The following is a 25,646-nucleotide window of genomic DNA, read 5'->3' on the forward strand; positions in this document are numbered from 1 at the left end:
TTTCGCCAATCTTAAGTAATTAACGTATCATTTCGGCATTCCGCCAGCAACCCACCCGCCCTGTCTTATGACTAACCGCCCTCGTGTCCTGCTAAAAAATGTCTGGCTGTTGTTATGCCATTATTTCGCCTTACTGGTTAAAGGTAGCCGTTTCTGTTTAACAGGGCTGGTCGGCTCCCTCGCATGGCAACCGCCCCATTGGCTGGTATGGCTGGGGCAGCAATCCGACACGGGGCGGCAATGGCTCTTGGCAAAACCCACACATAGCCTGCTGGCAGGGCTGATAGCCCTCTTAGTCGCCACAAGCAGTATCCTAGGCATTTGGTGGTATGGGCAATTGCCTAAACCGGTCTTAACGCACTACCAAGTCAAAGCCCCTGCTGCCCCAAGCTACGATGACCAAGGCCATGCCAAACCGGAACCCTTGCAGATTGTCTTCGATGAGTCAGTCGCCCCCGTCGATAAGCTCGGCCAAGCCTTGCAAGCAGGCGTGACCTTATCACCGCAACTGGCGGGCGAGTGGCGTTGGGAAGACGACAAAACGCTCAGTTTTTACCCTAAAACTGATTGGCTGATAGACACCGACTATAGCGTCGGGCTGTCTGAGAACGCCTTATTGGCAAAGACGATTGAACTGGACGATTATACCGCCCATTTCCATAGCCCGCCCTTTACGGCGGAACTCAAACAAGCTGAGTTTTACCAAGATCCGACCCTCCCGACCCAAAAACAATTGGTCGCCACCGTCAGTTTTAGCCATCCGGTCGATAGCGCCGATTTTGCCGACAAAGTCCGCTTAGCCTTACCAGAAGGCCTACAGTTTCTTAACGCCAATGACCCGCCCGTCACCATCAGTTACGACGCTTACAAACTGAACGCCTACCTGCATTCGGCGGTACTGAGCATCCCTAAAGAAAACGCCACCTTAAAGTTAACCTTACTCAAAGGCATACGCTCTAGCCTAGGCGGTAACGGCACCGCCGCTCCCCTCAACCGCGACGTGGTCGTACCCGGCCTATACCGTTTGACCTTCGATAACATTAGCATGACCCTAGTCGATAACGAGCGGTTTGAGCCGGAACAAGTGCTCTTAGTCAATGCCACCGCTCCGGTCAGTACGGAAAGTCTAGCAAATAAAGTGCAGGCGTGGCTATTGCCGGACTATCCGCCCGATGCTAGCGAGGAAGAGCGGCAACGGCCTTATTATTGGTCAAACGACAAAATCACCAGCAACATATTGGCGGTGGCCGAACCGTTGGCATTAACCGCCCAAGCCACCGAAACCCCTTATGATACCGTCCACGGTTTTACCTTTAAAGCCCCGGTCGGACGCTATGTGTATGCCAAAATCAACGCAGGTGCCCAAGCTTTTGGCGGCTATCAAGCCCGCCAATCTGTAGGGGCTACCGTACAAGTGCAACCCTATCCGCAAGCCGTCAAATGGTTATCGCAAGGGTCGCTGCTGTCGCTCACGGGCGAGCGAAAACTCGCTTATATGAGCCGGGGAGTCAATGGCGTAAAGCTCACGATTGGCCGCTTGCTGCCCAAGCAATTGCACCATTTGGTCGATCAAAACGGAGGCGGGTTTTCCCAACCGGATTTAAGCGACCACGATCTCGATAGCTTAGTGGAAAATTTTGACGAGCAACGGCCTCTAGCGGCTGTCGAATTGGATAAGCCACAGTATGATAGCCTGGATGTAGGCCGTTATCTGCAAGACAAAACTGCCAACCGGCGCGGCGTGTTTATGGTGAAGCTCCAAGCCTATAATTCGGAAAACCCTGATGAAATGAGCGCCGTACCCGCCGATACGCGCTTTGTTTTAGTGACGGATCTGGGCATTATCGCCAAAAACAGCGTCGGTGGGGGGCAAGACGTTTTTGTCCAATCCATCGCGGGTGGCCAACCTGTGGGCGACGCGCGGGTCGATGTCGTCGGCAGGAACGGGCAAACGGTGTTCTCGCAACTCACCGACATGGCCGGACGGGTCAATTTCCCGCCGCTTAAGCAATTGGAGCGGGAAAAACAGCCGCTCATGTATGTGGTCAGTTATGGCGAAGATATGTCTTTTTTGCCAATTAACCGCGATGACCGCCAACTTAATCTGTCACGTTTTGATATTGGCGGGGCGGACAATGCCGTTTCCGCGAAGCAATTAGCGGTTTTTGCCTTTACTGACCGGGGCATTTACCGGCCTGGCGAAACTGCGCATATTGGTTTTATCGCGCGTACCGCCGATTGGCAAGGGCAATTGGCAGGCCTGCCATTAGCCATGGAAATTATCGACCCGCGCGGCGTATCTGTACTCAACAAACAGATTAACCTACCCGCCAGCGGCTTTGACAGCATCGACTTCAGCAGTGAAGACAGTTCGGCGACCGGCAGCTATCAGGCCAATTTCTATCTGATCACCCATAATGACCGCAGCCAACAAATCGGCAGCGTCGATTTTAAGGTACGCGATTTTGAGCCTGACCGCATGAAAGTCAAGCTCAAACTGTCCGAACAAACGGTGACCGGGTGGTTGCGGCCAGAAGCGGTGCAAGCCAAGCTTAACGCCCTGCAACTGTTCGGCAGTCCGGCGGCAGGGCGGCGGGCCGAAGGCGAAATGGTCTTATCACCCGCCCTACCCGCTTTTGCCCGCTATAAAGCGTATGTCTTCCGTAACCAAGCCAAACCGCTGGAGCGGCTTACCGAAGCCCTGACGGCCACCACCACCGATGCTGACGGCAATGCCGAACTCAAGCTCGATTTGCAACGTTTTGCCGCCGCCACTTACCAACTGTCTGTGTCGGGCAAAGTGTTTGAAGCGGCCAGTGGCCGCAGTGTGACGGCGGAGGCCACCGCCTTGGTGTCGAATGCGCCGTATCTGGTCGGGACTAAAACCGACGGCCTGTTGAAGTTTATCCCGCGTAATGCCGAACGGGCCAGCCATTGGCTGGCGGTCGCGCCTAACCTTGACCCCATTGCCGTCAGCGGCTTGACGCTGCAATTGATTGAGCGGCAGTATGTCTCGGTACTGGTCAAGCAAGAAGACGGCACTTACCGATATGAATCACGCCAGAAAGACCTCGTCCGTGCCAGCAAGCCGTATAGCTTGGCGGCGGAAGGAGCGGAGATTGCCCTAGACACCACTAAACCCGGCGATTTTGCCTTGACCTTAAAAGACGCGGCGGATCAGGAGTTGAACCGTATTGACTATAGCGTCGCCGGCTCTGCCAATATCAGCCGTTCGCTGGAGCGTAATGCCGAACTGCAACTGACCTTAGACAAAACCGAATATGCCCCAGGCGACACTATCGCCATTAATATCCGCGCCCCCTACATCGGTAGCGGCCTGATCACCATTGAGCGCGACCGCGTTTACCAGCATGTCTGGTTTAAGACCGACACCACCAGTTCGGTACAAAACATCACCCTGCCGAAAGATTTTGAGGGCAACGGCTATGTCTCGGTGCAGTTTGTCCGCGATGCCAATTCGGATGAAGTGTTTATGAGCCCCTTATCCTATGGCGTGATGCCTTTCGCCGTTAACTTGGACGCACGGCGTGAACCGCTGTTCTTTAGCGCAGAAAAAACCATCAAACCGGGGCAAACCCTCGCGATGCGCCTAAGCACCCCCAGCCCTAGCCGTGCCGTGGTGTTCGCCGTTGATGAAGGCATTTTGCAGGTGGCCGGTTATAAAAGCCCCGATCCGTTGGGCTTTTTCTTCCAAAAACGCGCCCTGCAAGTCGATACCACGCAGATTCTCGACATGATCTTACCCGAATTCCAGAAGCTAATTAACGCCGCCGCCCCTGGCGGTGATGGCGATGACGAGGACATGACGGGGAGACACTTAAACCCGTTCAAGAAAAAACACCAGCCGCCTGTGGCTTGGTGGTCGGGGCTAATCGACGTGGGCATAGACGGGCAAGCCCTGCATTACGCTGTGCCGGACAGTTTTAACGGTAAACTGCATCTGTTTGTGGTCGCCGTCAATGACGGCCATATTAGTGTCTACGACAGCACGACTGAAGTGCGCGGCGATATTATCCTTTCCCCTAACCTGCCGACCACGGTAGCCCCGGGTGATGAGTTCCAAATGAGCGTCAGCGTCTTTAATAACAGTCCTGGCGGCACGGCGGCAAAACAGCCGATTACTGTCACACTCCAACCTTTCCCTGGCTTACAAGTCATCTCGGCCAACCCGCTCACCGTAGCGGTTGCCGGGCAACAGGAAGGTGTCGCCGAGTTTACCGTCAAAGCCGAAAACCAGTTAGGGCCCGTGGATTTACGGATACAGGCCAATGCGGACGGCAAAAGCAGCAAGCTCCTGGAAAACGTTAGCGTCCGCCCGCCCGTGCCGTTCAGCACCCAACTGACACTGGGGCGTTTTGACAGCGCCACGAAAACCGTAGCCCCCACGCGGCAACTGTACTTGCAGCACCGTGATGTAACCGCCGCTGTCGCGTGGTCGCCATTGCTTTGGGCGCAAGGCTTGGGCGATTATCTGGACGGTTATGAACATGCCTGTACCGAGCAATTGCTCAGTAAAGCCATGCCGGCACTGGTCTTCAACCAAGACCGCCACAATGCCAGCTCAGCCCTGGCACAAGCCTTACAAATCCTCCAGGCCAGACAAAATGACGAAGGCGGCTTTGGTTTATGGGCCGCCAGTTTAGAAGTGGAGCCGCTCACCTCCATTTATGCCGTGCATTTTCTCCTTGAAGCCAAAGACCATGGCATTACCGTCCCCGGCGAGTTGCTGACGAAGGCCAACGGCTGGCTGGAAACGCTGGCAGGGGCTGACAGCGAAGGGCTGGACGGTATCCGCAACCGCGCTTATGCCATTTATCTGCTGACCCGCCAAGGTATCGTCACCAGTGCCTATCTGGCGACCCTGCAACAAGAATTGGACGGGGTGTATCGGGAACAATGGCCGAAAGACCTAGCCGCCGCTTATATCGCCGCCAGCTACCAGCTTTTGCAGCAAGATGCTTTGGCGGCAAAAATCCTCGGCACCGTACCGTGGAGTGACGGCAAAACCATCGCCAATGCTTACAGTTATTACGATCCGCTGATCCATGACGCGCAATTGCTGTATCTGCGTGCCAAACACTTCCCTAACGGACTTACCCGTATTCCCGATCAAGTGCTTAACCAAATGGGCGAAGCCATTGCCGATAACCGTTACAACACCTTATCGGCGGCTTATGTCACTTTAGCCTTAGATGCCTACGCCACGACGAACGCCAACGATAACCCGTTAAGCATTAGCGAAACAGGGGCTAAGCAAGCCGCGCGGCAATTGCCTTTAACAGGTGTGCGCACCAAAACGGCGGTCATTTCGACGGCGGCGACCGACATCACCTTTAGCAAAAGCCAAGCCCTGCCCGCTTTTTATTTGCTATCCGAAAACGGCTTCGACCGCACCGCCTTAGCCGCCAAAGACCAAGGCTTGGAAATTGCCCGCACTTATACCGACTTGGCAGGCAAGCCCGTCAGCCAAGTGAAAATAGGCGACGAATTTCTGGTTAAACTGGCTATCCGTAGCACCGACCGCGATACGGCTTCCGACATCGCCATTGTCGACCTGTTGCCCGGCGGCATAGAACCCGTGTTGAACAGCAAAAATACCCAACCGGAGACTGCCACCGCTAATGGAGACCCAGAAAAAGAAACAGAAAGTGATGCCGATAACCAAACTGAAGACGGTGCTGATACTTGGCAAGCCCCTTTAGGGGACAGCAAAGCGTCTACTTGGCAACCCAGCTATATGGATGTCCGCGATGACCGCGTCGTGCTATATGGTTCGGTTGGGCGCAGTGCCGGCACGTTTGTGTATCGGGTACGCGCCGCTAACGCTGGCCTATACACCATACCTGCCCCCTTTGCCGAAGGCATGTATGACCGTAAACTACAAGCGCGGGGTACAGAAGGCAAGCTACAGGTTGTCAAACCCTAAGCAAATAGGATGGCCTTTTCATGATCTACCGCCGTTACGCGCTCGGCTTGGCGGGCTGCTTATTGTTAGCGGCGGTAACGGCTTGCCGGTTCCTGCCGCACCCGCCCCTCGCCAGCTTCGCCCCGTCGTCAACCGCTGTCTTAGCGGCGGACGGTAGCTTATTGCGCCTTACTTTGGCTGCCGACGGCCAATATCGCTTATGGTCGCCGCTCGCCGACATCCCCGTGCCTTTACAAGAAGCCGTCAAGTTACAAGAAGACCAATGGTTCGCGTGGCATCCCGGCATCAACCCCATTGCTTTATTGCGCGGGGCATGGGCAACGTATAGCGGTGGGCATCGGCAAGGCGGCTCGACTTTAACCATGCAATTGGCACGTTTGCTGTACCGCTTAGACACCCGCCACCCTAGCGGCAAACTCCGGCAAATCTGCCTAGCCTTATGGCTGGAACTACGCTACAGCAAAGCGGCGATTTTTGAGGCCTACCTTAACCTCGCCCCTTACGGCCATAATATTCAAGGCGTATCCGCCGCCAGCCTGATTTATTTCAACAAAACCGTTGGCCAACTGGCTTTACCCGAAATCCTGACCTTAGCCATTATCCCGCAACGCCCTAACGCATCTGGTGGGCGTGATCCGGTACGCGCCAGACTGTTTGCCAGATGGCAGCAAAACCATACTGTCAGCACCATTGACCGCCAATTGCAAAACTTGCCTGTCCCGTTACGGCGGTTGGCGCAACTACCTTTCACCGCCCCGCATTTCACCACCCAAGTCCTTAGCCAAGCGGGGCAATCCCAGCCACACCAACTGCACACCACTCTGCAACCGGATTTACAACAGTTACTGCACCGCCATATCCAAAGCTATATCCGCCAATATCAGCACTATGGCCTGCGCAATACCGCCGCGATGTTGGTCGATACCCGCACAATGGACGTAGTGGCCTTGCAAGGTTCGGCAGACTTTTACAATCCGGCCATTTTGGGGCAGGTCAACGGCGTATTGGCGAAACGCTCGCCCGGCTCAACACTCAAACCGTTCGTCTATGGCTTAGCCTTAGACCAAGGTCTCATCCATCCTTTGAGCATCCTCAAAGACGCACCTACCGCATTTGGCGCCTTCCAGCCAGAAAATTTCGACGGGCGTTTTATCGGCCCCTTGTCGGTACGCGAAGCGTTAATCCGCAGCCGCAATATCCCCGCCCTAACCGTCGCCAGCCAATTAAGCCAACCGACTTTTTATAACTTCCTCAGCAGTGCCGGTATCAGCAAACTGCAAACGCCACAGCATTATGGCTTATCCTTAATATTGGGCGGCGCGGAACTGACCATGGCCGAACTGGTGACCTTGTACGCACTGCTTGCCAATCACGGCGAACTTAAGCCCCTCAACTATCTGCACCACCTAGCAACCAACCCAAGCCAAACCAATACCTTACACCTGCTCAGCCCCGAAGCCAGCTATTTGGTTTTGGATATGCTCGCCACCAACCCACGGCCTGACGGCCTGCCCTCGCGGGCGGCAGTGGCTTGGAAAACCGGCACCTCGTGGGGATTCCGTGATGCGTGGAGTATTGGCGTGACCGGCCCTTATGTACTGGCGGTATGGCTGGGTAATTTTGACGGCTCGGCCAACCCCGCGTTAGTCGGCATTAAAGCTGCCGCCCCGTTATTTTTTCGGCTGGTTGATGCCTTACATTGGGCGCGTCCGGCGGAGTTTACTGCTACCCGCCATCCGCCCGCGACCCTCAAACAGGTGCGCGTGTGCAGCGCCAGCGGCGAATTGCCGAACCGTTGGTGTCCGAAAACTGAACCGACGTGGTTTATCCCCGGAAAATCACCGATTAAGATCAGCACCCTGCACCAGCCCGTGGTGGTCGATAACCTGACTGGCAAAGCGGTTTGTCCACCCTATAATGCCGCCACGTCCCATACCGAAGTCTTTGAATTTTGGCCGTCCGATGTCATGCAGCTTTTCCGCGAGGCGGGCATCGCCAGACGCGCCGCACCCGAACAGCATTGCCAAACTTCCTTGGTAAGCGGCGAGCCGCCGCATATCCGCTCACCATTGACCGGCGGAAGCTACACGCTACGCCGCTCACGCCCTACCGAAACCATTGCCTTACAAGCCAGTAGTGCTGGCGATACCCAAACCTTATATTGGTTCGCCGACCAAACGTTTTTGGGGACAACAGCCGCCACCGACCCCAATGGCTTGGCGTGGCGGCCAGACCATCCCGGCCTCTACAGCCTCAGCGTTGTCGATGACCATAACCGTAGCCATCAGCGGCCACTCAAGATCGACATCATTCCATAACCGCGCATCGGCAATCCCACCATTGCATTCTTGGATATTATCCACTATGTTTACAGACATATCTTACCCGTTTACCGCTAGCCATGACCCCAATACCCCGTCCCCGCAATAATACTATCGACATCCTGCGCGGTATCGCCATTTTCACCATGGTTGCCGCCAACTTTAGTGCTTCGCTGCTCCAAGCCGAAGACAAGGTTTTGGCATTCCGGCTCTATGGCACGTTTGCCGCGCCCTTGTTTATCTTTCTGGCAGGCATGATGGTAGTCATGACCCAGACCCGCCACCGCCATTTTAGCCATTATTTGCACCGTGGCCTGTTAATTATCGGCGTGGCGTGTTTATTGGATATCATCATCTGGCAACTCTGGCCGTTGCTGGGCTACGACGTGCTGTACCTGACAGGCTTAGCCATTCCCTGTGTGGCCGTCCTAAGCCGCTATTGCCAGCCTATCGCCCGGCTTATCCTTGCCGCTATCTTGCTATTGTCGGCCCCAGCACTGCAAAAGCTGTTCGGCTATCGGGAAGAGTTGGTTAGCGTCGAGTTAGCGGCCTTAAGCTTTCCCGACTATCTGCACCTGTTGTTCTCGGCCAGCACCGCGCAACGGCTGCTCTTGGATGGCTGGTTTCCGCTCATACCTTGGCTGGGCTTTGCCTTAGTAGGCAGTGCCTTAGGGTCTTATACGGTTAAAGGTTACGCGCTGACCGCCCGTTCCTTATTGATAATAGGCTTAACAACGGCCTGTATCGGCATTGCCATTTGGCTTTGGCAACAACCGCATCTGGTCATCCGTGAAGGTTATTCCGAGCTATTTTATCCGCCCAGCATCGGCTACGCCCTAACCGCTTGCGGCCTGATCCTGACAGGTTTTTATGCCGTCGCCCACACCCAACATTGGGCCTTGCACCAACCTTTCCTTAAACTCGGCCATGCCAGCCTGTTCATGTACCTGTTCCACCAGCTCTTTCTCGTCACCGCCCTTAAACCGATAGCCGCTTTTAATAACTTGCCCTTAGTGCCATTTTTGCTGCTCTATGTAACCGTCATCAGCCTGATGGTCGCCATAGGCTACGGCTTGGCGGTATTTAAACAACGCCAGAAAAACCTGCCCTTCATCGTGCGGTTTCTCTTAGGCGGCTAGAGCAACCTGTCACCCGCACTGAACCTAATTAACCACGGATAGATGAATGGCTCCCAAAAAAATCGCCAGTAACGTCCCCTGCCCGTGCGGCAGCGGCAAAAAATATAAACAATGTTGCGGTGATAAAGCCTCGCTAGCTCCCACACCAGCACAACAAACTGATGCCGCCGTTACCCATTTTCTCAATGCCGGTTTGGCACACCAGCAAGCCGGACAATTGCCACAAGCGGAAACCTGTTATCGGCAACTATTGCAAATCCGGCCACACCACCCCGATGCCCTGCATTTGCTGGGCCTCATCGCCTATCAACTGGGCAAGCACGCTATGGCTGCGCAACTTATCAGCGAAGCGATCCGCCACCAAAGCGACAGCCCGTTATATTACAATAGTCTAGGCTTGGTGTTGAAAGAACAGGGGCAACTGGATGCCGCCCTTGCCGCCCACCAATACGCCTTGGTGCTCAAGCCCGATTACGCAGCCGCCCACAATAACCTAGCCGTCATCGCCCTTGCCCAAGGCGATACAAACACCGCTATCTTACATCTGCAACACGCCCTCGCTATTGATCCGCACTATATAGAAGCCCATGGCAATTTAGGTTGCTGCTATAAAGACAAGGGCGAATACCGCTTAGCCATTGCTTGCCACCAACAGGCTATGGCCTTAAATCCCCGGTATGCCCCTGCCTATAATAATTTAGGACGGACTTACGAAGCCGCAGGGGACTTTACCTCAGCCCTCGCCACCTACCAACAAGCGCTGTTACTGGACACCCCCTCGGCACTGATCCACCAAAACCTAAGCCGCGTTTATGAAACCCTAGCAGACTTAAGCCAAGCCATTAGCCACTTGCGGCAAGCCCTTACCATCAGCCCCAATGATTTCGAGCTACGCCACACCCTAGCTTTGACGCTGTTAAAGTCAGGACAATTTAGCGAAGGCTGGCAATACTACGAAAGCCGCTACCATCCTAGCCGCAACAGCACCAACATCGTTCCGCCTACATTGCCCTTCCAACAATGGCAAGGCGAACCCTTAACCGGGAAATCCTTATTAGTCTGGCCAGAACAAGGCTTTGGCGATGAAATCCAATTCTGCCGTTACATCCCCCACTTAAAAGCCCTAGGTGCGGCGTACATCACCTTAGTCTGTAAAACGCCGCTCAAAAGCCTGTTTGCCAGCCTTGAGGGCGTTGACCAGCTTGCCGTTACCGGAGAGCGCATCAAACGCCACGACTTTTGGACGTTTCCGCTCAGCCTCCCCCTGTATTGCCAAAGCACCTTAGCGACCATCCTCACTACCCCCTACTTAAGCGCCCCGCCCGAACGCCTCAGCCATTGGCAAACCAAGCTACCCAGCGCACCGTTGCGGGTGGGTTTGGTCTGGAAAGGCGCGGCAGGCCATAAAAACGATGCCAACCGCTCCATCAGTCACCTTAACATCTTAGCGCCGCTGTTCAGCCTCAAAGGTGTAGCCTTTATCAGCCTGCAAAAAGGTCAAGGCGAAGAGCAAGCGCAGGGCTTGCCGCTCACCCATCTCGGTTCCGACATCCAAGACTTTGCCGACACCGCCGCCATCGTCGCCCAATTGGATTTGGTGATTTGTGTCGACACCGTCATCGCCCATCTCGCGGGCGCCTTGGGCAAACCCGTGTGGTTACTGCTGCCCCATAACGCCGACTGGCGTTGGCTGACCGGGCGCGACGACAGCCCCTGGTATCCGCAAACCGTATTGTTCAGACAACGTCAAGCCGGGGATTGGGCGGAACTTATCGGGCGGGTTAAAGAGCGGCTCAAAGGATTGCTCGGATTAGCCCCGCCCGTATCGGCAACCGATCTGGCGGCTTTATTACGGGCCGGCTTAGCGCATCAGCAAGCCGGACAATTGCCGCAGGCGGAAGCCCTGTATCGGCAAGTGCTACAAACCCAACCGCACCACCCCGATGCCCTGCATTTTCTGGGTTTAATCGCCTATCAACTGGACAAGCATGATATTGCCGTGCAACTCATTAACGCCGCCATCCGTTACCAACCCAATAATCCGCTGTTTTACAATAATTTAGGCCTAGCATTAAGAGAATCATCACAACTAGAGCTAGCCCTTGCCGCCCATCAAAAAGCCTTGGCACTCAAGCCGGATTACGCCCAAGGCCACAATAATCTGGCCGTTCTCCTCAAAGCACAAAGGGATTTCACCGCCGCCATCAGACATTTTAAACAGGCTATCGCCATCGATCCGGGCTATATAGAAGCCCATAGCAACTTAGGCTCCTGCTATAAAGACATCGGCGACCTGGATTCAGCCACCGACTATCATAACCAGGCCATTGCCTTAAACCCACAGTATTCGGCGGCGTACAATAATTTAGGCCGCGTCTATGAAGCCCGCGTTGACCTGCCCCAAGCCATAGCGCACTTCCGTCAGGCCATCGCCTTAAACCCTGAGGACATCGAACCGCAGCATAACCTCGCGGTGGTGTTGTTAAGTGCAGGGCAGTTTAGCGAAGGCTGGCAACATTATGAAAGCCGCTACCATCCGAAGAAAAAAAACCGCAGCACCGTGCCACCCAAACTGCCGTTCCGGCAATGGCAAGGCGAACCTTTGGCAGGAAAGTCATTATTAATCTGGCCTGAGCAAGGCTTTGGCGACGAAATCCAATTTTGCCGTTATATCACTCTCCTGAAGAGCATGGGCGCAGGCTGTATTACCCTATTCTGTAAAAAACCGCTCCAGCCCTTGTTCGCCAGCTTGGCCGGAGTCGACCAACTGTTAGTGGCCAAAGAAATTAACAGCATCGAATTCCATGATTTTTGGACATTTCCGCTGAGTATCCCGCTCCATCTCCAAACCGCCTTGGACACCATACCGACTTATCCGCACTACCTGAACGCCCAGCCCGAACGTATTTCCTATTGGCAAACGCGGCTCCCAGAAGCCCCGTTTCGGGTCGGCTTGGTATGGAAAGGCTCGGCACTCCACAAAAACGACGCTAACCGCTCCCTCAGCCACCTCAACGCCTTAGCCCCTCTGTTCAACCTAGACGGCATTGCCTTTATCAGCCTACAAAAAGGCCAAGGCGAAGCCGAAGCGCACGGCCTGCCGCTCACCCATCTCGGTTCCGACATCCAAGACTTTGCCGACACCGCCGCCATCGTCGCCCAACTGGATTTAGTGATTTGTGTCGATACCGTCATCGCCCATCTCGCAGGTGCCTTAGGCAAACCTGTATGGGTGCTGTTGCCGTTTGCCGCCGACTGGCGCTGGCTGACCGGGCGCACCGATAGCCCTTGGTATCCGCAAACCGTGTTGTTCAGACAAACGGCAATAGGCGATTGGGAAGGGGTTGTACAGAGGGTTAGGGAAAAATTGCTGGCGTTGCTGGCGGATGGTAAAGTGCCATAGGATTGGGTTTTATAGGATTTTGTTCAGCATAGAACGGAGTGCAATGGTCTTCAGCCATTGCACGATGGCCTAAGTGAGTGTACCAACGCGGCTCTCTTTTTAAAGAGAACGGTAGTAAACTGGTATAGAGTCTTCTTTAGATTCATAAAGTGCATTTTCAGCATAGGGCGGTTGCGTTTCAGTGTAGAAAAGACCGCAAGAAATGGTAATACACCCATTATTAACTGATGTTACGCAGCCCTTAGTTTTTGCAACTCTTCATAAGCCATTTGGTTGGCCTTGACGAACAGCTTGGCCCGCATAGCGAAATGATTGGTTTTATGTTTTATCTTCAGGCATTCGAGCTTGAAATTTTTGCCAATATAGGATTGCCTTTATTGACCTAAAGGCCCCACAATAACCCGAAAAAACCGTCACCCATGTCCCCGAACATGTGTTACCTATGTCCCACGTCCATACACCCATCAGGGGAGGGGGCTGCCCACCTTAACAAGCCTTAGCTCTCCGCTAATCTTCCCCACTATTTAGAGGTGACTTTATGAAAAACTTGATGATCGAGTTTAAGCAGATGCAGGCTTGATGCCTGATTTTTGGCAGCTGTTGCCTATCTTCTTATATTTTTGGCTTGTTATTTTCAAGCACTCAAGAAACATTTTTTTGCAACCGTAAGAGAAATGACTTGTGAAGCACAGTCACGTTAAAAAGTTGTCTTTACCCCGTATTAATGGGCTGAACCAGTAGCCCATTGTCCAGACCGTTAGCAAAAATAGTTTTGCAGTGTCTCGTTGGCGTTTCATATTGAAACGTAAATTGTTTCACGTTTTAATTGAAACATATCCATCAGAAAATAAAAAGTTTATTATTCCTCATAAAAAACAGAAGATTGCTGAGGGGGCTACGGTTTTCTTGAATTTGGCACAGTAATAGCATTAGAATTTAATAATAGAGTTATTTATAAAATTTTACCTTTGAGGAGCCAAAATTATGACTATCGAGCGCGTCGTCAGAATTGTTGCCGGATGCTTCATCTTGCTGTCCCTTTGCCTAGGCGTGGCAGGCAGCCCGTTTTTTCTGCACCGTGATTGGCTTTGGTTTACCGCCTTTGTCGGGGCTAATTTATTGCAAAGCGGTTTTACCCAATTCTGTCCGTTGGAAATGGTCCTGAAAAAACTGGGCGTTAAATCATCCTGCCAATTATAGGCAGTCATATAATAAAAAGAGGAGTAGGTCATGGCTAAAATTGTAATTGTTGGGGCGGGTATCGGCGGCATTCCGATGTCTTTTGAAATGAAGGAACTGGCGCGTAAGGAAGATGAGGTGGTGGTGATCGCCGATACACCAACCTTCCATTTTGTCCCGTCTAACCCATGGGTAGGGGTCAACTGGCGTAAACCGGAAGACATTAAAGTCGAGTTGGTGCCGGTCTTTAAAAAGAAACAGATCACGTTTATCCAGCAAAAAGTGACCCGTTTCCACCCCGAAACTAATCAGGTGGAATTGGCGGACGGTGCGTTGGTGGCTTATGACTATCTGGTGATTGCCACCGGCCCCAAACTGGCGTTTGAGGAAATCCCTGGCTTAGGCCCCGAAGGTTATACGCAATCGGTTTGCCATGTCGACCATGCGGGTAAGGCGGGTGAATTTTGGGATGGCTTTGTTGAGGAACCGGGGCCGATTATTATTGGTGCGGTACAAGGGGCTTCGTGTTTCGGGCCGGCTTATGAATATATGTTTATTGTCGAAACCGATTTGCGTAAGCGCCAAATCCGCGACAAGGTGAAAATGACCTATGTCACTGCCGAGCCTTATATCGGCCATTTGGGTCTGGGCGGGGTTGGTGATACGCGTGGGATGCTGGAAAGCGAGTTGCGCAATAAGCATATCAATTGGATTTGCAATGCTAAAGTCGACAAAATCGAAGCCGGCATGATGTATGTCACGGAAGTGGATGACAGCGGGCAGGTGAAAAAACAGCATGAGTTGCCGTTTAAGCACAGTATGATGTTGCCTGCCTTTAAAGGCGTTGATGCGTTGATGGGTATTGATAAACTGGTGAATCCGCGCGGGTTTGTCTTGGTTGATGAGCATCAGCGTAACCCGACCTATAAAAATATTTATTCGGTGGGGGTGTGTATCGCCATTCCGCCGCAGGAACAAACGCCTGTACCGACGGGTGTGCCTAAAACCGGCTATATGATCGAGTCTATGGTAACGGCTACGGCGCATAATATCCGTGATGAGCTGGACGGTAAAGCGCCTAGCCATAAAGGGACTTGGAATGCTTTGTGTTTGGCCGATTTTGGCGATTCGGGCATTGCTTTCTTGGCCATGCCGCAAATCCCGCCGCGTAATGTGCAATGGGCGGCACGCGGACGTTGGGTGCATTGGTTAAAAATTGCTTATGAAAAGTATTTCATGCGCAAAGTGCGCAAGGGTTTGAGCGAGCCGTTTTATGAGCGCTTGCCGTTAAAAGCTATGGGCATTATGCGCTTGAAAAAGTCAAAATAAGCTGTCCGGCCAGTGAGGGCACAACCTTCACTGGCCTTTTTGTCGTTTTAGCCATTTAGCCATACTCTACGGAACTCATGAACTATTTAAAGACATTGCTTATCGGCGGTATCCTCGGCTCGATGACGGGTGTGTATGCCGCACCACCCGCTACGGCGTTGACTTTGCCGCAGGCGATTGCTTACGCGCTGGAAAATAATCCTGAGCTGACCATTATTGAAGCGAGGCTTGGGCAGGCACAAGACCAATTGCAGTTGGCGATGGCGGCCAATTATCCGCAAGTGAAGCTGGGGGTGTCTTATCAATACAGCAATAATCCGGCAGAAGCGTTTGCTATGCTGATTTCCCAGCGGCGGCTAAATTTTGCGGGCACGGATTTTAACCATCCGGGCGGGGTCGAGAACTTCCGTCCGCAAGTCACGGCGACTTATTCATTGTATCGGGGCGGCCAAGACAGCCATTTACGCGAAGCGGCACAGTTGGGCACGCAAGCGGCGGAGCTGGAACAGGCGGCGGTGCGTAACCGCTTGGTCAATCATATCAGCGCCGCGTATTACGCGCATTTGGCGGCGGCCGAGGCCCATCAAGTTAGCCAGCGTTCGGTGACGGCGGTGCAAAGTGAGCTTGAACAATCGCAATTGCGCTATCAGGCGGGTACGGTGCTGAAATCGGATGTACTGTCCTTACAAGTGCAGGTGGCGGAAGCGAAAGAGGCGGAAATTCATGCCGCTAATGCCATCGAAATGGCGTTGACCATGCTGAAAACATTGTTGGGAATATCCGCGGACGAGCCGTTGGCTCTTAAGGAAACCCTGGCGCAAGCCTTACCTAAACCGCCAGAAAAATTTACGGAGTTGCTGGCACAGGCTATGGCGCAGCATCCCGAATTACAGGCGGCGCAAAAACGCGTCGCCATTGCCGAGCAACAGCTTGCCGCCGCTAAAGGCGCGTATCTGCCGCGTGCCGATGCCTATGTGAGTTATGGCGCGAACAGTAAGGATGTGGACTTTAGCACCAACCGCGATAATGTCAGTATCGGGGTACAAGTCGAAGTGGATGTGTTTAACGGTTTTGCTACCCAGGCCAAAGTCAAAAAAGCCGAGCATGAAGTGACAGCGGCACAAGAAGCTGCCCGGCAAAGCCGTTTGCAGATTGAAAACGGGCTGAAATCGGCGCAATTAAATTTACAGGAAGCCTTAAACCGCGCTGACGTGGCGACAGTGTCGGTACAAGCCGCCGAAGAGGCGTTGCGTTTGGTCAACGAGCAACGGCAAGCCGGGGTAGTGACGGTGACACGCTATATTGAAGCGGAAGTGGCGCGTGATAAAGCCCATGCGCGGCAAATCAGCGCCCGTTTTGACGCGTTACGCGCGGACGCGGAACTTAAACAGGCCATCGGTTTTTGGCAATAAGACACAGGACAGGTTCAGATGACCGCCCAGAAGACATTTTTAACAAGCTACCCCTGGTTGATACCGGTTGCCGCGATTAGCGGCTTAGTATTGGTGATTTTATTCGCATTAGGTTTTTTAGGCGGTGGGCAGAAGATTAGCCAAGGCACTACCGAGGCGATAGGGCAACTGGTGCCAACTGGGGCGGCAACGCTGACGGTTGCCCGCCAAGCGACGACGAATGTCTCGGCTTGGCAGGGTACGGTACGCTCACGGCTGGCCGTTAAAATTGCCCCGAAACTCAATGCGCGTATTGTCGATATCCCTGTACATCCAGGTGAGCGTGTCCATAAAGGGGCAGTGCTTGCCCGGCTGGATGATCGGGAGCTACGCGCTGCCAGCCAAGCATCCCAAGCCGCCCAAGCCGCCGCCGAGGCGCAAGCCGCGCAAGCGGCGGCGGAAGAGAGGCGCATCATTGATTTATATGCTAAACAAGCTGCTACTAAGCAAAATTATGATGCGGTATTGGCAGGGGCGCGGGCGGCGCGGGCACTGGCGAACCAAGCCGCCAGTTCTGCCCAGCAAAGCCAAGTGCTGTTAGGCGAAGATGTTTTAACCGCGCCGTTTGACGGCATTATTGGTGAGCGATTGCAAGAACCCGGCGATATGGGAATGCCGAACCAGCCGATTGTCACCTTATTGAAGCCTGATGATTTGCGTCTGGAGGCGGCGGTGCCCAGCACTTGTGCCGGGCAAATCGGTTTGGGTATGGCGGTGACGGTGCGTATCGACGCCCTGCACCAGACGGTGCAGGGCAAGGTGGATGAAATCGCCCCGGAAACTGACCCGCAAACGCGTAGCCAAGCCATAAAAATCAGCTTACCCGCCACGCACGGTTTACAACATGGGCAGTTTGCTTGGTTGGAGTTGGCTTGCCAAGCCCAGCAGCAAGTGTTGTTGATACCGCAATCGGCGGTGGTGCAATACGGGCAGTTGCAGGCGGTTAGGGTAGTGGAGGGCAAGCAGGCGCATGTCCGCCATATCCGCACCGGCAAGGCCTACGGTGGGCAAGTTGAGGTGTTATCGGGTTTACATGAGGGTGAAACTATTCTGCTGGACAGTGGGTTGCAGCCATGAGCGCCGATATTAAAAAAGACAGCCTGACGGTCGCTATTGTCCGGCTGTTCACCACTTCGCATTTGTCGTTGCTGTTCTTGCTGATTTCCTTGCTGGCGGGGGCGGCGGCGTTGCTGCTGACCCCGCGCGAAGAAGACCCGCAAATTATCGTCCCGGTCATGGATGTGTTCGTTCAAGTACCCGGCGCGTCAGCAGGTGAGGTTGAGCAACAAGTCACCACGCCGTTGGAAGTTTTGCTAAGGCAAATTCAGGGTGTGGAATATGTCTATTCGGTGTCGCGCCCCGGCGAGGCGGTGGTGACGGTGCGTTATTTGGTGGGGGAAAATCTGGAAAGCAGCCTGATTAAAACCCGCGATAAGTTACAGGCTAACCAAGACATGATCCCGCCTAGCGTCAGCAATTGGTTGGTGAAACCGGTTGAAATTGACGATGTGCCGATTGTGCTGTTAAGCCTGTCGTCGTCACAGCCTAATGGCGAGGCAACGGCGTTGCGGCGTATCGCCGATGAATTGATCGCCCGGTTGCGGGAAGTTGATAATGTCGGCAAGAGTTGGGTAGTCGGCAGTGCGCCCCGGCGGGTCAGCATTTATCCTGATCCCGCTAAATTGGAGGCGGCAGCGTTGACCTTGCCGGATATTCAGCAGGCACTGGCGCAAAATAATAGTAATCTGCACGTCGGCACTATCACGGCGGACAATAAGCAGCTGGTGTTGGAAGCGGGGCCGTCGTTTGATGATGCCGGGCAAGTCGGTGCTACGGTGTTGAAAAGTGTCGGTGGGCGGTTGCTGCATTTGCGGGATGTCGCACAAATTATCGACGGAGCAGCGGATGTTGACGAGTACACGCGCATCGGTTTCGGCCCTGCGGTGGCGGCGATGCAAACGGTCGGTAACACAGCCCCGTTGCCGATGGCAGGTGAGGAGCGGTACATGACCACTATCGCTATCGCCAAGCGGCGCGGCAGTAATGCCGTTAGTGTCGCGGAGCAGGTTTTGGCGTTGACGGAACAGCTTAAAGGCACGTTAATTCCTGATGATGTCCTGCTGACGGTCACGCGCAATTACGGCGCGACTGCCGACCATAAGGTGAATGAGTTGGTGATGCACTTGTCGCTGGCGATTTTGACCATTATTGTGCTGTTGGCTTTGTCGCTGGGCTTTAAGGAATCGCTGATTGTGTCGTTGGCGGTGCCGATGACGTTTGCCGTGACCTTGTTATGTGATTATCTGTTCGGCTATACCATTAACCGCGTCACTTTGTTCGCGCTGATCCTGTCCTTAGGGCTATTGGTGGATGACCCGATAGTGGATGTCGAAAACATCCACCGCCATTACCAAATGCGCAAAGAGCCGCCTTTACAGGCGCTGTTAACAGCAGTCAACGAAATTAGGCCACCGACCATTTTGGCGACGTTTGCGGTCATTATGTCGTTTGTGCCGATGTTTTTTATTACCGGCATGATGGGGCCGTATATGGCGCCAATGGCGTTTAACGTGCCAATTGCCATGCTCTTGTCTTTGGTGATCGCTTTTACGGTTACGCCGTGGGCGAGTTATCGGCTTTTGAAAGGCGATTATGGCAAAGGCCATGATACGGTATTTGACCTGAAAGCCAGCCGGGGCTTTAAAATCTATCAGGCGATCTTAGCGCCTTTATTAGCCAGCAAAGCCAAGGCGGGCTGGTTTTTATTGGCGGTGCTGTTGGCTTTTGTCGCTTCGGCAATGCTGGCGGTGACGCGGGTCGTACCGTTAAAATTATTGCCTTTTGATAATAAAAATGACTTGCAGCTTATCATTGATATGCCGAAAGGCAGTTCTTTGGAAGCGACAGATGAAGTTGCCGCCGCTTTAGGGCAATACCTTGCCAGTGTCAACGAAGTCAGCAGTTATCAACGCTATGTCGGGCTGGCGTCGCCTATGGATTTTAACGGTATGGTGCGGCATTACTATCTGCGCCAAGGGGCGAATGTCGGCGATATCCGTATCGTGTTAGCGGATAAGACCCGGCGTGAACAGTCTTCGCACGCGATTGCCCTACGCATCAGGCCGGACATTGACCGCATCGAAAAACGCTATGGCGCGAATGTCAAAATTGTCGAAATGCCGCCCGGGCCGCCAGTCCTGTCAACGTTAGTTGCGGAAATTTACGGCCCGCCCGAAGCCCGTTATCAGGATATTCTCAGGGTCGCTCAACGGGTGCGGGCGGATGTGGCAAAGACCGCCGGGGTGGTCGATATCGATGATGTCATCGAAGCCGAACAAGGTAAGCTGCATTTTCTTATCGACCACGATAAAGCCGCGTTGCTGGGTATCAGCAGCGCACAAGTGGCGCGTACCTTACAATTGGCGATAGAAGGCGTTCAGGTAGGCCAACTGCATCTTGCCCAAGAGCGTCAACCCTTAACGATACAACTGCAATTGCCTAGGGCGGTGCGCTCTTCCGAGGCGGATTTGCTGGCTTTGTCGGTAGCCAGTGCGGGCGGCACCTTAGTGCGGCTGAGTGAGCTTGGGCAATTCGCCCATGAAAACGGCGAACAGGCCATTTATCATAAAAATATGCAGCGGGTGGCTTATGTAACCGGGGAAATGGCCGGGCGCAGTCCGGTTGAGGCCATTTTGGATTTGTTCGGCGTATTTGACCGCGAGCCTTTGCCGGACGGCTATCATGCAGAAATGGCGGGGGAGGGCGAGTGGAAAATCACGGTCGATGTGTTCCGCGATTTGGGGCTGGCATTTGCGGCGGCGATGGTGATGATTTATGTGTTGCTGGTCGGGCAAACCGGCTCGCTGTCCGTGCCGTTAATTATGATGATAGCGATTCCGCTGACGGTCATTGGCATTATGCCGGGTTTTTGGTTCATTAACCTGTTTACTGCCCCGGTCGGCGGGTATGCGACCCCCATTTACTTTACAGCCACGGCAATGATAGGCATGATCGCCTTGGCGGGTATCGTCGTGCGCAACTCGATTATTCTGATTGATTTTATTGAGAACATTTACCGGAATAACCCGGCCATCAGTTTGGCGGAGGCGATTGTCGAAGCGGGGGCAACCCGTTTGAAGCCGATCTTTTTAACCGCCGCCTCCGCTGTGCTGGGTTCGATGATGATCGTCTTAGACCCGATTTTCTCCGGTTTGGCGTGGAGCTTCATTTTCGGCATTATCGCCTCGACCCTGTTCTCGTTGGTGGTGATTCCGGTGGTGTATTTTTTGTTAAAGCGCAATAGCCTTAAGAAGGTGCTGCCGGAGGTGTAGCGGCATATCTCCTTGTCAGGGCAGCTAGACTCTACATCTTGTCATAAAGTATTTTAAAATGGAAAAACGCCCTAAAAAGGCGTTTGTTAACTGAGGTTGATAACATGATTTCTTTTAGTAACTATATGGTCCAACACGTTTTGTATATTAACGGCATACAAAAATGCCTTAAGCAGCATACCGAGTTTAACCATAAAAAGCCTACGGAATGTGCATTCGGCAAGATGTTTTATGCTGACATAAAACCTAAGCTGGATGCGTTTCCTAAAAATAAGCAAGACGTAATTCATGAGCTTGAGCAGACCCATACCGCTTTCCATAATGCGGCCCTGCGGATTAGCCATGACAATCCTGATATTGAAGCGGCTAAACAAGACGCTTGGCTTTATTCGTCAAAATTGATTAACTTGTTAAATGGCCTTGAAAAAATGTAAGGCTTAGAGGGCAAGCGCAAAAAGCGATTGTCTTCTAAAAGATCGGGCGGTATGTTATGGCGGATTTTCTACAGACCTTACGGAGACGCTATGCACGACCAGATACAGACTGAAGCCGAAAACATTTTCGACACTTGGGAAATTTATAAAAAAATTGTCAGTGCTAATAATATGTTCCATAGAGAGCTATACGCTGACGTTGCGGCGGTCTTACAAACGGTCAAGATGAATTTTTCTTTCTTGGATTTGGGCTGCGGCGATGCGGCGCATTTTGCTACGGTGTTGGCCGGGTTGCCGATAGGCGGTTATTGCGGGGTGGATTTGTCCAAAACCGCGCTGGCTTTGGCAGCAGATAACCTTCAGGCTTTGGCTTGCCCAGTAGAGTGGCGGTGTGGCGATTTGTTGGAAGTCTTGGCGGCCAGTACGCAGCGTTATGATGTGATTTTTACGGGCTTCGCGTTGCATCATTTAAGCGTCACCCAAAAAGAGGCGTTTTTTCAGGCTGCCTTGGCGCATTTGAATGCAAGTGGCTGTCTGGTGCTGGTGGACACCGTCCGTGCCGAGCAGGAAGATAGGGCGGCGTATTTGGCGGCTTATTGCGGTTGGTTGCGTGACTGTTGGCAAGGGGTTTGCCCGCAGGAGAAGGAAGTGGCTTGCCAACATATCATGGACTATGATTTTCCCGAAACCTTGTCGGCTTTACAGGCTATGGCAGAACAGGCGGGCTTTCGTGCCGGCTTGCCGATTAGCCGTTACCGCTGGCATCAGCTGTTGCGTTTTGAGATGTAACGGCGGCGAAGCCTTGCGGGTACGGCAACCTGCAAGGCTTCGCCAAAGTCTTTAAGCGTGGAACGCCGGGCTGTATTCGTGGACAGCATCGACCATCGCTTTGACGTGGTCGGGGTTAATATCCGGCAAAATGCCATGCCCTAAGTTAAACACATGCCCAGAACCTGAACCGTATTTGCTTAATATGGTTTTGACTTTTTCCTTAATGATGTCCGGTTGGGCATATAAGGCGATAGGATCCATATTGCCTTGCAAGGCAACCTTAGCGCCCACCCGCGCCCGCGCTTGACCTATATCAGTTTGCCAATCCAAGCCTAAAGCATCATAGCCTGCATCGGTCATGGTTTCCAGCCATAAGCCACCGCCTTTGGTGAATAAAATGGTCGGGATAATTTGCCCGTCGTGTTCGGTTTTTAATAAAGCCCGGACTTGTTTCGCATAGCGTAGGGAAAACTCGGCATAGTCTTCGCTGCTTAACATGCCGCCCCAAGTGTCGAACAGCATCACCGCTTGCGCTCCGGCTTCAATTTGGGCGTTGAGGTAAGCGGCGACAGCTTGCGCCAGTTTGTCCAACAGCAAGTGCATGACAGCGGGTTGCCCGTACATCAAACTTTTGACTTTCTGAAAGCTTTTGCTGCTGCCGCCTTCGACCATATAGGTCGCCAGTGTCCAAGGGCTGCCGGAAAAACCGATCAGCGGGACGCTGCCTTGGAGGTTTTTTCTGATCAGGCTGACGGCATCGGTGACATAACGTAATTCCGCACCTGGGTCGGGGATGGGTAGGCGTTCGATGTCGGTAAGGCTGCGTACCGGGTTATGAAATTTAGGGCCTTCGCCTTCGGTAAAATACAGCCCTAAGCCCATCGCGTCAGGGATGGTCAAAATATCGGAAAATAGGATCGCGGCATCGAAGGCGAAACGGCGCAACGGTTGCAGGGTCACTTCACAGGCCAATTCGGGGTTGGTGCAAAGGTTCATAAAGCTGCCCGCCTGTTCGCGTATTTTGCGGTATTCGGGCAAGTATCGGCCCGCTTGGCGCATCATCCATACGGGGGTGCGGTCTATAGGTTGTCTGAGCAGGGCTTTAAGAAAAAGGTCGTTTTTTAAAGTTGTCATGGTTTAAGATCTGATGTTACGCAGATATATTCTGCGATTTAAAAAACAAATAATGAGTCGCTGTCGCGACGATTTTTTTAATCGGGTTCTCGCACCCGAAGGCGAGATACTTTCTTTTGCTCCGCCAAAAGAAAGTATCCAAAGAAAAGGCGGCCCGGTTGCCGCTTGATCCTGCGCTTCTCGGTTTTGTCGGGGGTCGGCAAAGTGGGCTCCTGCCCACTTGCCGACGCGCGGCATCCCTGCCGCGCCCCTTTATGCCCTATGGGTATTCGGGCTGATCCCGACAAAACCTGCGATGCTCGGCGCGGCAAACGGGAGTAAAGTGCGTTACTGCGTAACGTCAGTTAAGGTGTTGTCTGGTTAGGTTCCGTAGGATGGCTGAAGGTAAGGCGGTTGGTTTGGCTCAGCCATTGCACCCCCAGGGTGATAGCGACCAGCAACAGCACCGCTGCAATGAGCAAGATTAAGGTCTTATCCTGTTGGGGACGGCGGTTAACGCTGGGCAGGGCAGCGATGATATTGCCCGGAATGCCGTGGGTATTGCGGTACATGCTGGCAGTAACCGTATCATTGAGATGCTGCGGGGCTACACGACGGTCCGGGCGGGCTGCCAAATACTGGAGAAATTCGCCGCATTGTTTTTCTGACAAGGGCGGGATTTCGATCACCGAGCATTCGCTGATTAAACTATCCGAGCTGTTTTTTAGATACAGTTCGTCCGGTGTCAGGGCAAAAATCACCCGTATTTGGCGATGGTCGGCAAACTCCCGCAAAATGGCGGCGATAAAGCCGGGTGTCAGGCTGCCCGCATTGTCAATAACTAAGAGGGTAGGTGCGGTGCTGGCGGAGGCTGCTAATGCCGCGTTCAGGCTTGCCATATCCTGCTCAGGGCTTGCCGTCAGGGAGCAGTAATTCCAAGCGGCAAGCCGCTGCTGCAAGGCCTTGAGCAAGGTGGTCTTGCCAATGCCTTTAGGCCCGCAAATGACGATAGATGAGCTAAGATGGGTCAGCAAGTGAATTAACAAATCCAATTTTGCCGACCGTTCTGAGGTCAGTAAGAAATAATCATCTGGATAAGCCGCTTCGTTTTTTGCTAACAGTGCCAGACCGCCCAGGTTATCACTATCTGCCATAGTGGTTTAAGGTCTCTTCGAGCAAGGCTTGGTCAACATAGTCGGGTAAGGTGGCGGCACCAATCCGCTGTAACAAGATCAGGCGGATTTTGCCGTCGACATTTTTTTTGTCAACCGTCATCAATTCCACAAAACGTTCGCTGGCCAATTGTGCGGGCGGGGTCACAGGCAGGTTTGCGGCGGTAAACAGGGCGATAATCCGCGCCACATCGGCTTCGGACAACCAGCCTTTGCGTCTGGACAGGTCAGCTGCTTGGCAAGTGCCGATTGCCACGGCTTCGCCGTGCAGATAAGTGCCATACCCCATACCCGTTTCTATAGCATGGCCGAAGGTGTGGCCTAAGTTTAAGGTGGCACGCACCCCGGTCTCGGTTTCATCTTCGGCAACAATGGCGGCTTTGTTAAGGCAAGATTGTTCAATGGCGTAAGCCAAGGCCGTCTTATCCCTTGCCGCTAAGCGGCCAATATTGGCTTCCAACCACTCAAAGAAGGCCAGATCACGGATTAGACCGTATTTGATCACTTCGGCAAGGCCAGCGGACAATTCTCGGTCATTTAGGGTATCCAACACGTCGGCATCGGCAATCACGCATTGTGGCTGATAAAACGCCCCGATCATGTTTTTACCCAGCGGATGGTTAACCCCGGTTTTGCCACCGACCGAAGAGTCGACTTGCGCCAATAAGGTGGTCGGTATTTGCAAAAAAGCGATGCCGCGCTGGTAACAGGCGGCGGCAAATCCGCCCATGTCGCCAATCACTCCGCCACCTAAAGCGATTAAGGTGGCATTGCGGCTAAATTTTTCCGCCAATAGAACATCGAAAATCGTGTTGACTTGCTCTAAGGTTTTGTATTGCTCGCCATCGGGTAAAATGACTTGAGCCACCGTGTGCCCGGCTAAATTGTTGACCACCGTTGCCAAGTAGAGGGGAGCGACCGTGCTATTGGTGACCACCAGCACTTGTTTGGAGCTAATGTGTTTTTGCAGCAGTTCCGGTTGCTGTAACAGGCCGGAGCCTATATAAATCGGGTAACTGCGGTCACCTAATTCAACAAGTAAATTTTTCATTGCGG

General features: G+C 53.2%; 14 protein-coding genes and 1 pseudogene. 11 read left to right on the forward strand and 4 right to left on the reverse strand.

Annotated features, from left to right (window positions below):
* Window positions 1-67 precede the first annotated feature (67 nt).
* From CEK71_RS16165 to CEK71_RS16180, 4 genes are all read left to right on the forward strand, one after another.
* Window positions 68-5,947 (forward strand): alpha-2-macroglobulin family protein, encoded by a 5,880-nt coding sequence (locus CEK71_RS16165; RefSeq protein ID WP_088620343.1) that lies wholly within the window; start codon window positions 68-70, stop codon window positions 5,945-5,947.
* Between the two features lie 20 nt (window positions 5,948-5,967).
* Window positions 5,968-8,265: a penicillin-binding protein 1C gene (pbpC, locus tag CEK71_RS16170; protein WP_088620344.1), complete on the forward strand. Its 2,298-nt coding sequence runs from the start codon at window positions 5,968-5,970 to the stop codon at window positions 8,263-8,265.
* 83 nt (window positions 8,266-8,348) lie between these two features.
* A complete protein-coding gene (locus CEK71_RS16175; RefSeq protein WP_088620345.1) occupies window positions 8,349-9,407 on the forward strand; it encodes a heparan-alpha-glucosaminide N-acetyltransferase domain-containing protein in 1,059 nt (352 codons plus the stop codon).
* A gap of 46 nt (window positions 9,408-9,453) precedes the next feature.
* Window positions 9,454-12,810 (forward strand): tetratricopeptide repeat protein, encoded by a 3,357-nt coding sequence (locus CEK71_RS16180; RefSeq protein ID WP_088620346.1) that lies wholly within the window; start codon window positions 9,454-9,456, stop codon window positions 12,808-12,810.
* Between the two features lie 230 nt (window positions 12,811-13,040).
* Here CEK71_RS16180 and CEK71_RS24325 read toward each other — a convergent pair.
* Window positions 13,041-13,160: pseudogene (locus tag CEK71_RS24325) on the reverse strand (IS701 family transposase); the annotation flags it as partial.
* A gap of 634 nt (window positions 13,161-13,794) precedes the next feature.
* On the opposite strand from CEK71_RS24325, the gene CEK71_RS16185 reads away from it, so the two are divergent.
* The 7 genes from CEK71_RS16185 (at window position 13,795) to CEK71_RS16215 (ending at window position 22,323) form a co-directional block, all read left to right on the forward strand.
* Window positions 13,795-14,010, forward strand: a complete 216-nt coding sequence (locus tag CEK71_RS16185; protein ID WP_088620347.1) for a YgaP family membrane protein — start codon at window positions 13,795-13,797, stop codon at window positions 14,008-14,010.
* A gap of 30 nt (window positions 14,011-14,040) precedes the next feature.
* Entirely contained in the window at window positions 14,041-15,318 is a 1,278-nt protein-coding gene (locus CEK71_RS16190; protein WP_088620348.1) for an NAD(P)/FAD-dependent oxidoreductase, read from the forward strand.
* 77 nt (window positions 15,319-15,395) lie between these two features.
* Window positions 15,396-16,730: a TolC family protein gene (locus tag CEK71_RS16195; RefSeq protein WP_088620349.1), complete on the forward strand. Its 1,335-nt coding sequence runs from the start codon at window positions 15,396-15,398 to the stop codon at window positions 16,728-16,730.
* 18 nt (window positions 16,731-16,748) lie between these two features.
* Window positions 16,749-17,846, forward strand: coding sequence for an efflux RND transporter periplasmic adaptor subunit (locus tag CEK71_RS16200; RefSeq protein ID WP_088620350.1), 1,098 nt, complete (start codon window positions 16,749-16,751; stop codon window positions 17,844-17,846).
* Window positions 17,843-21,100, forward strand: a complete 3,258-nt coding sequence (locus CEK71_RS16205; protein ID WP_088620351.1) for an efflux RND transporter permease subunit — start codon at window positions 17,843-17,845, stop codon at window positions 21,098-21,100. The genes CEK71_RS16200 and CEK71_RS16205 overlap by 4 nt, the downstream gene beginning before the upstream one ends.
* A gap of 125 nt (window positions 21,101-21,225) precedes the next feature.
* Window positions 21,226-21,534: a CZB domain-containing protein gene (locus CEK71_RS16210; RefSeq protein ID WP_198328269.1), complete on the forward strand. Its 309-nt coding sequence runs from the start codon at window positions 21,226-21,228 to the stop codon at window positions 21,532-21,534.
* A 90-nt stretch (window positions 21,535-21,624) separates the two neighbouring features.
* A complete protein-coding gene (locus CEK71_RS16215; protein WP_157679322.1) occupies window positions 21,625-22,323 on the forward strand; it encodes a class I SAM-dependent methyltransferase in 699 nt (232 codons plus the stop codon).
* A gap of 51 nt (window positions 22,324-22,374) precedes the next feature.
* Here CEK71_RS16215 and hemE read toward each other — a convergent pair whose 3' ends face one another.
* From hemE to aroB, 3 genes are all read right to left on the reverse strand, one after another.
* A complete protein-coding gene (gene hemE, locus CEK71_RS16220) occupies window positions 22,375-23,439 on the reverse strand; it encodes a uroporphyrinogen decarboxylase (RefSeq protein ID WP_088620354.1) in 1,065 nt (354 codons plus the stop codon).
* 344 nt (window positions 23,440-23,783) lie between these two features.
* On the reverse strand, window positions 23,784-24,572 hold the full coding sequence (locus CEK71_RS16230; RefSeq protein WP_088620355.1) for an ATP-binding protein: 789 nt from the start codon (window positions 24,570-24,572) through the stop codon (window positions 23,784-23,786).
* Window positions 24,562-25,641, reverse strand: coding sequence for a 3-dehydroquinate synthase (aroB, locus tag CEK71_RS16235; RefSeq protein ID WP_088620356.1), 1,080 nt, complete (start codon window positions 25,639-25,641; stop codon window positions 24,562-24,564). Before aroB ends, CEK71_RS16230 begins: the two co-directional genes overlap by 11 nt.
* Between the last annotated feature and the right edge of the window lie 5 nt (window positions 25,642-25,646).

The organism is Methylovulum psychrotolerans, assembly GCF_002209385.1.
Taxonomy (GTDB): Bacteria; Pseudomonadota; Gammaproteobacteria; order Methylococcales; family Methylomonadaceae; genus Methylovulum; species Methylovulum psychrotolerans.